Source organism: Actinoplanes teichomyceticus ATCC 31121 (genome assembly GCF_003711105.1).
GTDB lineage: Bacteria > Actinomycetota > Actinomycetes > Mycobacteriales > Micromonosporaceae > Actinoplanes > Actinoplanes teichomyceticus.
Genome location: NZ_CP023865.1, coordinates 107,113 through 122,408 on the forward strand (window position 1 = coordinate 107,113; position 15,296 = coordinate 122,408).

General features: G+C 71.3%; 13 protein-coding genes. 8 read left to right on the forward strand and 5 right to left on the reverse strand.

All coding sequences use genetic code 11. The features are described from left to right. Positions 1 to 38: 38 nt before the first annotated feature. Positions 39 to 215, reverse strand: a complete 177-nt coding sequence (locus ACTEI_RS36640; protein ID WP_164465801.1) for a hypothetical protein — start codon at positions 213 to 215, stop codon at positions 39 to 41. A 347-nt stretch (positions 216 to 562) separates the two neighbouring features. Here ACTEI_RS36640 and ACTEI_RS00465 point away from each other — a divergent pair, with 347 nt between their 5' ends. The 5 genes from ACTEI_RS00465 (at position 563) to ACTEI_RS00480 (ending at position 5,999) form a co-directional block, all read left to right on the forward strand. Beyond that, positions 563 to 2,212, forward strand: a complete 1,650-nt coding sequence (locus ACTEI_RS00465; protein WP_145830788.1) for a hypothetical protein — start codon at positions 563 to 565, stop codon at positions 2,210 to 2,212. 188 nt (positions 2,213 to 2,400) lie between these two features. Next, positions 2,401 to 4,008: a hypothetical protein gene (locus ACTEI_RS00470; protein ID WP_122975826.1), complete on the forward strand. Its 1,608-nt coding sequence runs from the start codon at positions 2,401 to 2,403 to the stop codon at positions 4,006 to 4,008. 393 nt (positions 4,009 to 4,401) lie between these two features. Then, the gene (locus ACTEI_RS36645; protein WP_164465802.1) at positions 4,402 to 4,566 is read left to right on the forward strand and encodes a hypothetical protein; all 165 of its coding nucleotides are present in this window, start codon (positions 4,402 to 4,404) and stop codon (positions 4,564 to 4,566) included. Positions 4,567 to 4,849: 283 nt separating this feature from the next. Further along, positions 4,850 to 5,227 (forward strand): ArsR/SmtB family transcription factor, encoded by a 378-nt coding sequence (locus tag ACTEI_RS00475; protein ID WP_014440216.1) that lies wholly within the window; start codon positions 4,850 to 4,852, stop codon positions 5,225 to 5,227. 97 nt (positions 5,228 to 5,324) lie between these two features. Then, complete coding sequence (locus ACTEI_RS00480) at positions 5,325 to 5,999, forward strand: class II aldolase/adducin family protein (RefSeq protein WP_122975827.1); 675 nt, start codon at positions 5,325 to 5,327, stop codon at positions 5,997 to 5,999. Positions 6,000 to 6,512: 513 nt separating this feature from the next. On the opposite strand, the gene ACTEI_RS00485 is transcribed toward ACTEI_RS00480, so the two are convergent. From ACTEI_RS00485 to ACTEI_RS00495, 3 genes are all read right to left on the reverse strand, one after another. Further along, the gene (locus tag ACTEI_RS00485) at positions 6,513 to 7,331 is read right to left on the reverse strand and encodes a DedA family protein (protein ID WP_239082221.1); all 819 of its coding nucleotides are present in this window, start codon (positions 7,329 to 7,331) and stop codon (positions 6,513 to 6,515) included. Positions 7,332 to 7,504: 173 nt separating this feature from the next. After that, entirely contained in the window at positions 7,505 to 9,997 is a 2,493-nt protein-coding gene (locus ACTEI_RS00490; protein ID WP_122975828.1) for a polynucleotide kinase-phosphatase, read from the reverse strand. Further along, the gene (locus tag ACTEI_RS00495) at positions 9,994 to 11,445 is read right to left on the reverse strand and encodes a 3' terminal RNA ribose 2'-O-methyltransferase Hen1 (protein ID WP_122975829.1); all 1,452 of its coding nucleotides are present in this window, start codon (positions 11,443 to 11,445) and stop codon (positions 9,994 to 9,996) included. Before ACTEI_RS00495 ends, ACTEI_RS00490 begins: the two co-directional genes overlap by 4 nt. 133 nt (positions 11,446 to 11,578) lie before the next feature. Here ACTEI_RS00495 and ACTEI_RS00500 point away from each other — a divergent pair, with 133 nt between their 5' ends. The 3 genes from ACTEI_RS00500 (at position 11,579) to ACTEI_RS00510 (ending at position 14,199) form a co-directional block, all read left to right on the forward strand. Further along, the gene (locus ACTEI_RS00500; protein WP_122981839.1) at positions 11,579 to 12,061 is read left to right on the forward strand and encodes a SigE family RNA polymerase sigma factor; all 483 of its coding nucleotides are present in this window, start codon (positions 11,579 to 11,581) and stop codon (positions 12,059 to 12,061) included. Then, positions 12,058 to 13,110, forward strand: coding sequence for an LCP family protein (locus tag ACTEI_RS00505; protein ID WP_122975830.1), 1,053 nt, complete (start codon positions 12,058 to 12,060; stop codon positions 13,108 to 13,110). Before ACTEI_RS00500 ends, ACTEI_RS00505 begins: the two co-directional genes overlap by 4 nt. 195 nt (positions 13,111 to 13,305) lie before the next feature. Continuing rightward, positions 13,306 to 14,199, forward strand: coding sequence for an IS5 family transposase (locus ACTEI_RS00510; protein WP_122975831.1), 894 nt, complete (start codon positions 13,306 to 13,308; stop codon positions 14,197 to 14,199). 591 nt (positions 14,200 to 14,790) lie between these two features. Here ACTEI_RS00510 and ACTEI_RS00515 read toward each other — a convergent pair. Beyond that, positions 14,791 to 14,976 carry a hypothetical protein gene (locus ACTEI_RS00515; RefSeq protein WP_122981840.1) on the reverse strand — a complete coding sequence of 62 codons (186 nt, stop codon included), beginning with the start codon at positions 14,974 to 14,976 and terminating at the stop codon, positions 14,791 to 14,793. Positions 14,977 to 15,296: the final 320 nt, after the last annotated feature.

The following is a 15,296-nucleotide window of genomic DNA, read 5'->3' on the forward strand; positions in this document are numbered from 1 at the left end:
ACGAAGCGGGCCCCGGAGTCTCCTCCGGGGCCCGCTCCCTATGCGGCTGCTTCGCGCTGCCGGTACGCGTGGGTCATCAGTACGTCCGTGATGGCGTGCTCGCCGTCCGCGGACCAGATCCGGATCCCGTCCCGATGTAGTTCATATCGGACGTCCTCGAACCGGGTCCGGGTGTCGTCATGGTGAACGACGGTCAGGGTGTCGGCGTGCGGCATGGGACTCACCGGTCCTTGTCAGGTCTGGGGCGGCCGCGGTGTGGTCACGCGGCCGGCGCAATCGGAAGGATCTCCCGGAACGGTCTGCCTCGGCCCCGGCGATCGGTGGGCGGGGCGGGCGACTCGTGCGGGCAGGGGGCGTCGCCGGAGGTCTCTGGTGCCTGCCGGACGCCACGGCATGGAAGTCTAGGGGTCGCGGTCCAGCGGTGTCGCCCCCCGAACGGGCGACTCTTTGCGGTGATTTGCGGCATCCTCGCCTGATGTCGCCACGACGTCGCGCTGCGTGCGTGCCGGTCGCGGGCCGTGGTCCCGGACCGATACCGTGAATGGATCTAGAGGAGGACTCTGTGACCGTTCCCACATATCCGGCGCCGTATCCTTCGGCGGCGCCACCCCACCGGCCGGCCACCGTGACGGTCGCGTCCGTGCTGCTCTTCCTGATCGCCGCCGCCCAGGTGGGGTACGCGATTCTCGCCTTCTCGACCTTCGAGAAGGCCGGGCCGATCCTCGACCAGGAGTACTACGGCACCGAGTACGAGGGCTTCGGCAGCGCGCTGGTCGCGTTCGCCGTGCTGATGATCGTGCTGTACAGCCTCATCGCGGTCGGCCTGATCCTGCTGGGCATCTTCGACCTCCGGGGCAAGCAGCCGGCCCGGGTGACCACGTTCATCGTCGGCGGCCTGCTGATGTGCTGCTCGCTCGTCCTGCCGTACACGTCGATCGTCATGGTCACGCGCTTCGCCGACGCGGTCGGGACCGGCACCGGGATCGACCGGCTGCCCACCCAGCGGGAGCTGGACGCGCGGCTCGACGGCGTGGTGCCCGACTGGATCGAGTCGGCCGCGGTGCTGTTCACGCTGTTCGCGCTCGGGGCACTGATCACGGTGGTCATCCTGCTGGCGGTGCCGGCGTCGAACCGGTTCTTCAAGAAACCGGCGGCCGGGTGGAATCCGTACCAGACCGGATATCCGAGTGGGTATCCGCAGCAGCCGGCGTACGGGCAGCCGTATCCGGGCGGTCACGCGCAGCCGGGACAGCCGGGACAGCCCGAGTACGGTCAGCCGGGTCAGCCGGCGCCGGGCCTGCCGCCGTACCCGGGGCAGCCTTCGCCCTATGCCGACCCGTCGTCGGCGTACCCGGGGCAGCCCTCGGCCTATCCGGGCCAGCCGTCGGCGTACCCGGGGCAGCCTTCGGCCCCGTCGCCCTATCCCGGGCAGCCCGGTAGCCCGGCAGGTCACCCGGCGCCCGGGAGCCCGGCGGGTTATCCGGCGCCGGGCGGTTCGGCGGGTCATCCGGCGCCCGGGAGCCCGGCGGGTTACCCGGTGCCCGGCAGTTCGGCGGGTTACCCGGTGCCCGGCGGTTCGGCGGGTCATCCGGCGCCGGGCGGCGCGGCGGGGCACTCGCCGTCCGGAGGGTCCTACGCCTCTCCGGCCGGGCCGGGGACGTCTCAGCCCGGGGCGCCGGAGGCCGCTCACGGACCGGCGAGCGATCCGTGGGCGTCTCCCGCGTCGTCCACCGCGGATGCTCCGTCGCGCGGCCCGGCATCGGCCGAGGGCCCGATGTCCGGTCCGGCCACGGGCGGTCCGGCTGCGGGGGGCCCTGGTGTAGGAGGTCCTGAGGTTGAAGGCCCTGGGGTAGGTGGCTCGGGTCTGGGCGGCCCTGTCGCGGGTGGCTCTGAAGCGGGCGGCTCGCCGTCGACCGCTCGGGGAGCGGGCTATCCCGGTCCGGCCAGCGACCCGTGGCAGTCCCCGGCCGCATGGCCGGCCCAGCAGCCATCTCCCGGTGAACAGCCGTCGGCGCCGTCATCATCACCGTCCTCCTCCTCCTCCTCGTCCTCCTCCGGTGAGCAGTTGGCGGCTTCCTCCGGCGATCACCCGTCCTCGGCGTCCGGGTCGCGGCCGGAGACACCACCGGCCTCTCCCGCCGCCGACGAGCCGCGGCCGCCGCACGAGCCGCGGCCGCCGCACGAGCCGCGGCCGCCGCACGAACCGGCCTGATCCGAAGCCCGGCCTCCCGCCGACGATCCTTCCATCGATTTCCGGAACCGGCCCGCTTGTCCACAGGCGGGCCGGTTCGCTTATCCACAGGCGGGCCGATTCGCCTGTCCACAGGCCGACCGGTCCGCCCACGTCACACCACCGGTACGCGATAGGTTCGTGCCAGCCGAACACCGCGGGAGCCATCGATGTCCTACGCCGCCCTGCCGCCCGACGCCGCGCCTGCGCCGCCGCCCACCGACGCGCGCCCGCCCGCGGTGTCGACCGCCTCCGCCCTGCTCTGGCTGATGGGTGCGGCCGGGTTGTGTTACGCCGTGGCCGCGGTCGCCATCGCGCCCGGCACGGTGAGCCGCTTCCGTGACGCGGTCACCAGCGACCAGGCGGAGAACTTGGTCTCGGTGGTCTGGCTGGACGCCGCGCTCGCCGCCGTGCTGTCGATCCTGGCCTTCGCGCTCTTCGTGGTGCTCGGCCTGGGCCTGCGCCGGGGCAGCCGGGTCGCCTGGGTGGTCACACTGATCGTGTGCGGGCTGGGCGTGCTCGGCGGTCTCGGGTCATTCGTCACGGTGCTGGCGCAGCGTTCCGGCGATCCGGTGCCGGGCTCGGTCGGCGAAGCGCTCACCTCGGCGTACCCGGACGGGTGGATCGGTCTGAACGTCGTGGTCTCGGGCTTGCAGGTCCTGGCCTACCTCACGGTCGCCGCGACACTGCTGGCCGCCCCGCGGACCTTCTTCGGCCACGCCCCGGGCCAACCCGGGCTGTCAATCCCGGCGGGGTCCCCGGTCCCCCACGGCGCGCCACCGCCCTACGGCGTGCCGTCGCAGCCCTACGGCGCCGCTCCACCGCCCTACGGCGTGCCGGCTCAGCCCTACGGCGCCGCTCCGCAGCCCTACAGCGTGCCGTCGCAGCCCTACGGCCCCGCTTACAGCGTGCCGTCGCAGCCACAGGGCACCGCGCCCGCGCCGCAAGGGGCCCCTTCCGCGTCCTACGGGGCCGCGTCCGCGTCCTACGGGGCCGCGTCCGCGTCCTACGGGGCCGCGTCCGCGTCCTACGGGGCCGCGTCCGCGTCCTACGGGGCCGCGTCCGCGTCCTACGGGGCCGCGTCCGCGTCCTACGGGGCCGCGTCCGCGCCCTACGGGGCCGCGTCCGCGCCCTACGGCGCCTCATCGGCGCCCCATAGCGCCGTGCCGCACGACACCCCGGCCACGCCCCACAGCGCCGCGTCCGCGCCGCCCGGCACCCCGGCCATGCCCTACGGCGGCGTGCCGGCGCCCGGCGAGGTTCGATCCGCGCCGTACTTCCCCCCGCTGGAAACGTCTCAGGGTGCGAATCCCGGCGAGGCGCCCGGGGTACCGCATCCGGGTGTCGCGGCAGCCGGTTCAGCGGTGCCCGCTTCGGGGTACGTGTCTCCGGTGCATCCTTCCCCGTACGCCCCGGCCACGCCGCCGGGCTTCCCTCCGCCGGCGTCGCCCGCCCCGGATCTGTCCGGCTACCTGCCGCCGGTGTCGCACACGGGTTACCCGCCTGCGGGGAGTACGCCGGCCCCTGCCCCCTCAGTCGGCTTGCCGACCGGGACGGCCGTCGATGGCAGCCCCTCGGGCGCGGCGGGGGCCACATCGGGCACGGCCGGACGATCGCCGGGCGTGGTGACGGAGGGTCCGAGGGGCGAAGTCGCAGTGCCCCCGGCTACGCACAGTGGTGAGGGACACAGTGAGGCCACGACGCGGCCGGGTGATCCGTCGCCGAACCGGCCCGCGCCTGCGTCCGATGACGAATACTGGCGTAGGCCGCCCGAGTGACCTTGCCGAGGGGCGGCCGGATCCGGTTCCGTATCGACGACTGTGGGTCACTCGAAGGGGTACAGACTGTTTCCTTCGCCGTCACCCGATCGGCTGTCCGGATAGCGGCAGATCGGCCGTCCGGTGGGTGTTTTCCCCCGGTCGGACAAAGGTGATTTCCGGGGTTCACAGCACTCTCACAGCGCGGCTACCAGGTCATCTTGAGGAGCGCCTGGGTACCGTGGCGGTGTTACCCGCTTTGAGCTGCATCTATGGTCGCCGGAAAGGTCGAGACCTGTAGTCCGATCGGTAAACCTTCTTTACAGAGCCATGTAGAGGCCTGGGTCAATAGTTCCGTTCCGCCCCGGCGGGGCGAAAGATTCCGGTTTCCTTCAAGCCAGTACGCTCGATGTCATGAAGGCAGGGCACGACCTGGGTAAATTCATCACTGAATTGCCCGTCGCGCAGCGTGGTGTCGTGCTTTCATCGGGTCGTGAGGCGCGTAGCGACCTGTTGATCGCGCAGCGTGGCGTGATGGGTTCAACGCGTTCCGTGCCGAGTCATCGCCTGGATCGGTGAACCGAAACAATCGATGAATTGACAATGTGGGTTGGCTCACTCCCGAGAAGGGGATCGAGAGCTCGACACGGATGGGTAGCGACCAGATGGCGGCTGAGGCGTTGCAGGAGGCAGAGACCGAAGTCGGTGTGGCGGAAAGGTTGATCGGATGGGTGACGCGGTACGGAGCTCCGGCCCGCGTCGGCGGTCGACCGACGCGGCGATCGATGTCGGCCTTACGGCCTGAAAGTTAGCCGGTTCGTTCCTGCTCACATGCAGGAGAATCGATGCAGTTGGTGGAAGGATGGAGATCGTGGGAACTGCGTTGGCGGAAATGACGATGCCTCAGATCTCGCCGCTTGCCGGCGAGCCGATTGAACGCGCCGACGCCGAGCGCCTGGCGGGAGTGCTGAAGGCACTCGCCGACCCGGCCCGGCTGCGGCTGCTGAGCCTCATCCAGTCCGCAACGGACGGTGAGGCGTGTGTTTGTGACCTGACGGCACCGCTCGGTCTCTCGCAGCCGACTGTGAGTCACCACCTGCGGATTCTGACCGAGGCGGGGCTGCTGGAGCGCGAGAAGCGGGGAGTGTGGGCGTACTACCGCCTCGTGCCGACCGCTATCGCGACCATTGCGGACCTGCTGACGCCGCCCCGCAAGCGGGCGACCAAGAAGGCTCGCTGATCGATGGGCACTGCCTGGCGTCACTGGGAACATGGGGGCGTGACGCCAGGCCGAGGACCTCTTCCCCGGCCACCCCTGGCGATTCGAGGAGGAACGCGTGAACTACGTGCCTGGTGACCTGCGTGATCAGCTTGCACACGTGGGTTACGACGTGGTCCAGGCCGGCCTCGTCTGCGGATCGGGCGGCAATCTGTCGGCCCGGATCCCGGACGAGGACGCCATCTGGGTCACCGCGAGTGGCGCCTGGCTCGACCGGCTCAGCCGGGCGACGTTCGCGCCGGTTCGCATCACGGACGGTGAACCTGCGACGGTCGGCACCGTGCCACCGCCGCGGATCGAGCCGACCAGCGAGCTCGCGCTGCATCTCGCGCTCTACCGGGTCCGGCCGGACGTGAACGCCGTGGTGCACCTGCACCCGCAGACGGCCCTGCTGCTCGACGCGCTCGGCGAACACATCCGGCTCGTCACCACGGACCACGCGTTCTACCTGCGCCGGGTCTCGACCGTGCCGTTCCGGCTGCCCGGTACGACCGAGGTGGCCGCCCTGACCGCGGCGATGGCCGCGGACGGGACCGACTGCCTCGTGCTCAGTCACCACGGCTGTGTGGTCCTGGGCGACTCGGTGGAACTGGCGCACAAGCGCGCTCGCAATCTCGAGGAAGCGGCGGCGCTGACCTACCGAGCACTGACCGCCGGCCGGCTGGAGACTCTCCGGGACTGCCCGGAGGAGTTCCTCGACCGGCTCTCGGGATCCGCCACCGTCAAGATCTAGGCGGAGGGCGCTGACGCTGCCAGCCGGCCGTCCCTATGGCCGGCTGGAACGCGTCGGCCCGCTTCTTCCGTACGATCTCGGCAATCTCCGTCGAACTTCCCGGCTGTCTCCGCGTTCCCGCCTTCGCCTCGCCGGGTCCTTCCGCGTTTCTGCCTTCGCCTCGCCGGGTCCTTCCGCGTACCTGCTTTCGCCTCGCCGGGCCCTCCCGCGCATCCGCCTTCCCTCGCCCGGTCCCTCTGGTGTCCGCCTTCGCCTCGCTGAATCCTTCCGCGTACCTGGACCCGGCCTCAGCCGCGCCCCGCGGCCCTACCGCCCGGGCCGGACCCTCCTGGCCCGGTGGGGCGTCCGGACGTGCCGGACGGCTGGACGGTCCCGGTCGGCGACGCGCCCACCGCCGGGCTGTCTCCCTCATCGCCGCGTCGGTGCTTGCCCGCGCTCAGGCCGGCACCCCGGTGCCCGGAAACGCGTCGGCCGGCCCCGGTGAAACCGGGACCGGCCGACGCGGTGGACTGATCAGGCGCGGTGCGAACGCGGCCGGCGATACGGCTCCTCGTCGTCCTCGTCGTGGTGGGCGGCCGCCTCGGCGAGGCCGGCGATGCTGGCCGCGGCGACCACGCCGACCGCCGCCGCCGGCTGCGGGCCGTGCTGCGTGCCGTTCTTCTTCGCCTTCCGCTCGCGGAGCATCTCGATGAAGATCGGCAGCGCCGAGATGACCACGATCAGCACGACCACCGGCAGGATGTAATGGTCGATCTTCTCGCCGATGGCGTCGTAGATCTGCTGAGCCAGCAGGTAGCCCACCAGCAGCACACCGTCGGTCCAGAGGATGGCACCGACGATGTTCCACAGCAGGAACTTGCGGGCCGGCATGCCCAGGGTGCCGGCCACCGGGTTCAGGAACGTCCGCACGATCGGGATGAACCGGGCCAGCACCACGGCCTTGGCCGGGCCGAACTTCTGGAAGTAGTACTCGGCCTTGTCCACGTACTCGCGCTTGAACAGCTTCGAATCCGGGCGCTCGAACATCTTGCGGCCGTACCGTGCGCCGAGCCAGTGCCCGAACTGCGCGCCGACGATCGCGCAGATCGGGGCGCCGATCAACAGACCGGGCAGCGAGATCTGGGTGCCGTCGCCGAAGATGGCGTTGGCCACCGGCGACGCGGCGATGCCTGCCAGGAACAGCAGCGAGTCACCTGGGAAGAAGAATCCGACCAGCAGGCCGGTCTCCGCGAAGAGGATGGCCCACACGCCGTAGAGCCCGAAGGTGTGGATCAGATCCTTCGGGTCCATCGGGTTCAGGGCGAGCTGCTCGGTGAGCGCACGGATGTCCACGAGGAGTCAGGGTACCGGCCCGCTGGTGCGGTCAACCTGTACGACCGCTGTGGATACCTTGTGCTTCCGGTCGAGAAACCCGCCGGTCACACGCGGTCGGTCCCGGGTTCAGCGGAGGGTGTTCGCCCGGCCCGGGTGCCGGTCGGACGGCCGACCGGCACCCGAACCCTCCGTCACAGCCGCGGGTCGACCGGCTCGGACTCGGCGGCCAGGATGGCGAAGACCAGCTCGTGCACCCGCCAGAACGGCGCGCCCTCGGCCAGCCGGTCCAGCGCGGCCAGGCCCAGACCGTGCTCGCGCAACGCCAGGCTCCGTTTCCGGCCCAGGTTGCGCTGCCGCAGCCGCTCCAACTGCTCCGGGCGGGTGTACTCCGGGCCGTAGATGATCCGCAGGTACTCCCGGCCGCGGCACTTCACCCCGGACTGCACCAGCCGCCCCCGGCCGTCCACCGCGGCCAGGCCGGCGTACGGCTTCACCACCATGCCCTCGCCACCGGCCCCGGTCAGCGTCAGCCACCACTCGGTGGCCTCAGCCTCCGCGGCCGGGTCGGCCAGGTCCACCACCATCCGGCGGGTGGGCGTGAACAGCTCGGGATCGGCGGCGACCAAGCGGTCCGCCATTGCCAGATGCCAGCCGTGGTCCTTGCCCGCGAAGGACACTCCGGCACCGGCGAGCACCGCGAACGGCGCCAGCGTGACGCCCGCCAGGCCGTCGGTCGGTTTCACGTACGCCCGGTACGCCGCCGAGTAGCCGTCGATCTCCGACGAGCGCAGCTCGATCCGGTCGCGCAGCGCGGCCACGTCCAGTCCGCGGGCGGCCACCTGATCCAGCAGCCGCAGGGCGGCCGGCAGCGCGGCCCGGCCGGCCGCCCCCACACCGGCGTAGTGCTCGCGGATCAGGCCACCCGCCTTCGCCGACCAGGGCAGCACTTCCGCGTCGAGCAGCAGCCAGTCGGTGTCCAGCTCGGCCAGGATCGGCTTCACCGCCGCCCGGACCCGCGCCAGCAGCGGCTCGTCCAGCTCCGGGCCGAAGAACGGCCGCCCGGTACGGGTCCAGATCGCGTCACCGGCGCCCGCGGCCGAGACCCGGACCACGGCCCGGGAACCCATGTGCTTCTCCTCGCAGACCACCCGGTCGACGCCCGCCGCGCGCAGGTCGGCGAAGGCCGAGGACGGGTGCTCCAGGTAGCCGTCGACGGTCGAGCTGGAGCACGGCGCCATCGTGGGCGGCAGCCAGACCAGGGTCGCCGGATCGACCGAGAACCGGCCCATCACCTCCAGCGCGGCCGCGGCGTTCTCGGCCGGGACGGTGATCCGTCCGTACCCGTAATCGAGGTGCTTGCGGCCGGTGACGTCGGCGATGTCCAGCCCGCGCTCCGGCGCGGCCGCGACCGGAAGCAGCGGCCGGACCGGGGCGTAGTACTCCTTCGCCGCCGGGGTGTCGACCAGCTCACGCTCCGGCCAGCGGAGCGCGGTCAGCGCGCCACCGAAGACGCACCCGGTGTCCAGGCAGATGGTGTTGTTCAGCCACTCCGCTCGCGGGGTGGGCACGTGGCCGTAGACCACGGCGGCGGAACCGCGGTACTCCTGGGCCCACGGGTAGCGCACCGGCAGGCCGTACTCGTCGGTCTCGCCCGTGGTCTCGCCGTAGAGCGCGAAGCTGCGCACCCGCCCGGACGCCCGCCCGTGGTACGCCTCCTTCAGCCCGGCGTGCGCCACCACCAGCTTCCCGCCGTCGAGCACGTAGTGGCTGACCAGGCCCTCGATGAAGGCCTGCACCTCGCGGACGAACTCCGCCGGCTCGGCCGACAGCTGCTCCAGTGTCTCCGGCAGCCCATGGGTGAGCTGTACGTTGCGCCCGTTCAGCTTGCGGGCCAGCTTCTGCTCGTGATTGCCGGGTACGCAGATCGCGTGACCGGCCGCGACCATGCCCATCACCAGGCGCAGCACACCGGGCGAATCCGGGCCACGGTCCACCAGGTCGCCCACGAACACCGCCGTGCGACCCGCCGGGTGCACCGCGTCGACCGGGCGGCCGTACGCGTCCCGGACCAGCTCCCAGCCGAGCTTGCCGAGCAGGGTCTCCAGTTCCGCGCGGCACCCGTGCACGTCGCCGACGATGTCGAACGGCCCGTGCTCGTCACGCCGGTCGTTGAACAGCTTCTGGTAGCGGATCTCGGCGGCCGCGATCTCGTCCGGCCCGCGCAGCACGTGAATCTTGCGGAAACCCTCGCGAGCCAGCTGACCGAGGGAACGCCGCAGGTCACGGTGCATCCGGGTGAGGACCCGGCGATCGAAGGAACGGTCCGGCCGAGCCTGCGTGCGCTCCCAGGCCAGGGACTCGGGCACGTCCAGAACGACCGCGACCGGCAGTACGTCGTGCTCCCGGGCCACCTTGATCAGGCCGGCCCGCGCGTGCGACTGCAGGTTGGTGGCGTCGACCACGGTGAGCCGGCCGGCGGCCAGCCGCTTGGCGGCCACGTGGTGCAGCACGTCGAAGGCATCCGCGGAGGCGGACTGGTCGTTCTCGTCGTCGGCGACCAGGCCCCGGAAGAAATCCGAGGAGAGCACCTGGGTGGGCGCGAAGTGGGTGCGGGCGAACGTCGACTTGCCGGACCCGGAGATGCCGACCAGCACGACCAGGCTGAGCTCGGGAATGTCGATCATGCGGTCACCTCCGTACTCGTCTCGTTCGTCATTTCGGCCGTCGCCTCGCGGGCCGTCGCGGCCGGGTGCGGGGATGCGGTCGCCGGGCCGGTCGCCGCCGCGGTCCGGGTGAAGAGCGCCAGCTGCGTGGGCGCGCCGGTGGTCTGGTCCGGGTCGCCGACCCCGCGGATGGTGACGGAGTAGCCGTAGCGCTGCGCCACGCCGGCCGCCCAGGCGGCGAACTGCGCTCGGGTCCACTCGAAGCGGTGGTCCGAGTGCCGCATCCCGGTCAGCCCGGGGTAGTGCACGTTGTACTCCACGTTGGGCGTGGTCACGACCACCGCGCCGGGTCGGGCGCGCCCGAACACGCCGGCCTCCAGGGCGGGCAGCCGGGGCAGGTCGACGTGCTCGATCACCTCCATCAGCACGGCCGCGTCGTAACCGCCGAGCCGCTCGTCGTGATAGGTCAGCGCGGTCTGGATCAGCCGGATGCGGTCCCGCTGGCGCTGCGGCAGCCGCTCCAGCCGGAGCCGGCGGGCCGCCTGTTCCAACGCCCGGGCCGAGACGTCGGCCCCGACGATCTCGGTGAACCGGGGGTCCTCGAGCAGGGCGGCGAGCAGCGCACCGGGCCCGCACCCCAGGTCCAGCACCCGGGTGGCGCCGACCTCGGCGAGCGCGGCGAGCACCGCGTCGCGGCGCTGCCCGGCGAGCGGCGCCTTGCGGGCCACCGGCAGCTCCGCCTCCTCCTCGGTGACCGGCTGATCCGCGTCCAGCAACTCCAGCGCGGTGGTCGCCAGCGACTTGCGGTGCGCCAGGTAGCGGCGGGCGATCAGCACCTTCGCCGGGTGGTCGGCGAGCCAGCCGGCGCCGGAGCGGAGCAGTTTCTCGATCTCGTCCGGGGCGACCCAGTAGTGCTTGCCGTCGTCGAGCACCGGGAGCAGCACGTAGAGATGGTTCAGCGCGGCGGCGAGCCGCAGCGTGCCGGTCAGGGTCAGATCGACATAGCGGCTGTCGCCGCCGAGCTCCGCCTCCAGCGGGATCGGCGTGGCGGTCACCGTCCAGCCGAGCGGGCCGAACAGCCGGGTGACCAGCTCGGCGCCGCCACGCAGCACGGGCACCCGGATCTCCAGGGGGATCGCCTCGGCGGCCAGCTCCGGCCGGTCCTTCGAGGCGCCACGCAAGGCGGTGCGGAAGACCTTGGCGAGTGCGCTGGCGAGCAGGCTGGAGGCGGCGTAGGGACGGTCGTTCACGTACTGACCCAGCTCGAAGGTGTCGGCGCGGGCGCGCAGCCGCTGCGGGTCCACGTCCAGCAGCAGGGCGGCGGTGCACCGGTCGGCGGTGGCCTCGGGATACATGACGTAGGCCGTGCCGGTGGGCATGTCGAACGCATGGACCTTGCCGGGGTGTTTGACCAGCAGGTAGCCGAGGTCCGTCGCGGGCCGGTGGGTCGTCGTCACGGTGAGCAGCACGCCGTCGATGGTGACAGCGCCGGACGACGCGGGCGATCGAATTGCCGCCGCCTGTGGACAACGCCGATCCATCGATTTGCCGGCGGCCGCAATGATTCGGGTTCCCGGAACCGTCGTAGGAGCGGAGGTGCCCGTGACCTACGAGGAATTCGCCGACAGCCGGCTCAGCGCGTTGCTGCGCTATGCCGTCATGCTGACCGGCGACCCGAACACCGCTCAGGACCTGGTGCAGGAGACCATGCTGCGGGTCCAGCTGAACTGGCGGCGGGTGGCACACAGCGACTCACCCGACGGCTACGTGCGCAAGATCCTGACCAACCAGTTCGTCGAGTCCCGCCGTGCCTCCTGGTGGCGTCGCGTGCTGTTGCGAGCCGACCCGGATCCGGTGGTCGCGGCACCCTCCGACCACGCCGCCGAGAGCGCCGAGCGGGACCGGGTCTGGTCCCTGCTCGCCAGCCTGCCGCGCCGTCAGCGAGCCGCCCTGGTGCTGCGCTATTACGAGGATCTGCCCGATCAAGAGATCGCCGACATCCTCGGCTGCGCCGTCGGGACGGTGCGATCGTCCATCTCGAGAGGGCTCGACGCGCTTCGCGCCGAGCTGGTGGAGGCCCGATGAGCAGGGTTGAGGAAGAGTTGCGGGCCGCCTTCGCGCGGCACGAGGCACTCACGCCGGCCGTCGGGCCGGTCCGCGACCGCATCGATTTCGCTTGGGTACGCGTCAGACGCCGACGTGCCAAGCGACGGGTGATCGGCGCCGCCGCGGCGGTGCTGCTCGCCGGTGCCGCACTGCCGGTCGTGTCCGCCTCCTGGCGGCACGGGGGACAACCGGAGGTGTCGGACGCGGCGGTGCTGTCGGGCCAGAGCGCGGCGGCTGCCCCGGTCACCGGCCCGGTGGACGTGCTGCTGATCGGCAGTGACCGGCGGGTCGGCTCGGCGACCGCGCTGGCCGACACGGTCATGCTCCTGCACGTGCCGGCCGACCGCGGCGCCGCGTGGATGGTGAGCTTCCCGCGGGACGGGCTGGTCACCATTCCCGGCCGCGGGACCATCAGGCTGAACGCCTCGCTCGCGCTGGGCGGTCCCGATCTGGTCGCGAAGACGGTGACCACGCTGACCGGGGTGAAGCCGGACGCCACCGTGACAGTCGACTTCACCGCCCTGCGCGCGGTGACCGAGGCGGTCGGTGGCGTGCGGATGTGTCTCGAACAGGCGATTCCCGCCGGCTTCGGTCGCCGGGGTTTCGCCGCGGGATGCCAGCCGATCGACGGCGACGACGTGACGGCGTTGCTGCGGGCACGGTATGGATTGGAGAGGGGCGCCTACGACCGGGATCGGATCAACCAGCAGTTCCTCCGGGCCCTGGCCGACAGGGTGACGGCGGGTGGCGCGGTGCCGGACGCCTCCACGATGCAACGGCTGCTGGCTCAGGCGAAAGACGGCATCCGGGTGGATGGCGACATGACCAGGCTGCTGCAGGTGGTGGAGGCGCTGGGCTCGCCCCGGCTGGCCGGCATCAGCGAGCAGACCTTCCACAGCCAGGTGACGGATGACCACTGGCAGGGTGAGCGGATCTACCCCACCGTGGGCAAGGAGCTCTACCAGGCCATCCGCGACGACAAGTTGGCCGCTTGGGCCGCGGCCAACCCGGACTACGTCTCCCGCTGAGGGCTCCGCCTCCGGAGGCGCTCGCGCCAACTGTCGCTTGCGCCTGGCGCTGCCCGCGCCCGGCCGGACCGATTAGGCCGCGTTTCGTAAGTGCGGGCGAGGTGTGACGTGTCCCGGCGTGGCGGTTGTCGATACGAAGTGAGGTCTCCGGTAAACGGGTTAGCGACCAAGCAAACCTGAACCACCGGAGACCTCGTGCCCAGGGTAGCGGCAGCGAGGCGACACGATCTCACCGACGTTCAGTGGGCGGTGCTGGAACCTGCGCTGCCTGCGGAGCCACGGCGAGGCCGTCCGCCGCGATGGACGAAACGGCAGATCATCGATGGGATCCGGTGGCGGGTCCGGGCGGGAACACCGTGGCGGGACGTGCCCGAGGTGTACGCACCCTGGCAGACGTTGTATCGCTGGTTCCGGCGCTGGCAGCGCGACGGGACGTGGGCGAAGATCCTGGCCCGGCTCCAGACCCGGGCCGACGCCGCCGGTGACATCGAGTGGGCGGTGAGCGTCGATTCCACGATCAGCCGTGCCCATCAGCATGCCGCGGGTGCCCGTCGTGATGGTGACCTGCAGAAGGAACCGCCGGGTGGGGTGTTCGCCGAACCCGGCGATCATGCTCTGGGCAGGTCCCGGGGCGGGTTCACCACCAAGACCCATCTGGCCTGTGAGCAGGGTCGTAAGACGCTGTCGACGGTGATCACCGCTGGTCAGCGGGGTGACAGTCCGCAGTTCATCAAGGTCCTGGAACGCATCAAGGTCTATCGGGTCGGTGGTGGCCGGCCCCGTACCCGGCCGGATCTGGTCCTGGCGGACAAGGCGTACACCAGCCGGGGCAATCGCGGGTACGCCCGCCGCCGCAGGATCAGGGTGTGCATCCCGAGCAAGGCCGACCAGGACGCCTACCGCAAGGCCAAAGGCTCCAAGGGCGGGCGTCCTCCGGCGTTCGACCCGGTCGTGTACCGGCAGCGTCACGCCGTGGAATGCGGCATCAACCAGCTCAAACAGAACCGGGCGATGGCCACCCGGTACGACAAGCTTGCCGTCCGCTTCGAAGCCACCGTCACCATCGCCGTCATCAACCAATGGCTCTGATGACCTTTACGAAACGCGGCCTAGTGCTTGCGCCCGGTGCGGCTTGCCGATCGTGGAGGCTTGCGTCCGGTGGTTGCTCGCCTCCGGGTGGTGGAGGCGGGTGGTGCAGGCTTGCGTCCGGTGGTTGCTCGCCTTCGGGTGGTGGAGGCGGGTGGTGCAGGCCTGCGTCCGGTGGCTGCTCGCCTTCGGTGGAGGTTTGTGTCCGTTGGTGCCTGCCGTCGGTGTGGCTTGCGTCAATGGCGCTGGTGGGGTCTGCGCCCGGCGGCGCTGTGTCCGCCGGGCGCAGCGAATGGCCCGGGCCGCCTCCGCGCAGTGAATGGTGCCGTAATGCGCGCAGCCGTGACCGACGGCCGCGGCCTGCGGTCGTGGCGGCAGGGCGTGGTCGGTGGTGTCCATATGCTGTGTTGGCCGGGCATGGCCAGCCATGTTGTGGACTGTCGCGCGCGGCGGTTGCAGCCGGCCGCGTTCGGCGGCGTGCGCCCGGATCGACGGCGTGCCCGGATCTGGGCGTGCGCGGATCAGCGGCGTGCGCGGATCAGCGGCGTGCGCCTCGATCAGCGGCGTGCGGTCAGATAGCGGGGCGTGTCCCGATCAGCGGTATTCGTCGTCGAACTCGACGACACGACGCTGTTCGTCGGCGTCCCACTCGTTGGCCTCGGTGAACGCGGGTGTGTCGTCAGGCTCGTCCTCCTGCCACGTCGGTACCGCGTTCAGCCGCTGCTCGGCGGCGTCCACCTCGGGTGTCTCCAGGGCGGCTTCCTCAATCAGACGCATCATCTCGGCTCCCTTCTCGTGTCGCCGGTTCCTGTCCATGGTGCGCGTCCGGGGATCCGAATGCCCCCCAAACCGACACGATCCCCCTTTTCGCGTGTCGCTAAGCATGCGTCCGCCCCCGAATGGCGTAAGTCGGGTAACGGCGCGGCGGATGTCGGGATCCAGGCGGCCGGGTGAGACCTGCGAACCACCGGGTTACCCGGCACTGCCGAGCCGGAGTGTCCGGTTGTTCGGTGCGGCGGTTGGGGGTGTGCCGGTTGTTTCGGTGCGGCGGTTGGGGGTGTGCCGGTTGTTTCGGTGCGGCGGTTCGGGGTGTGCCAGCT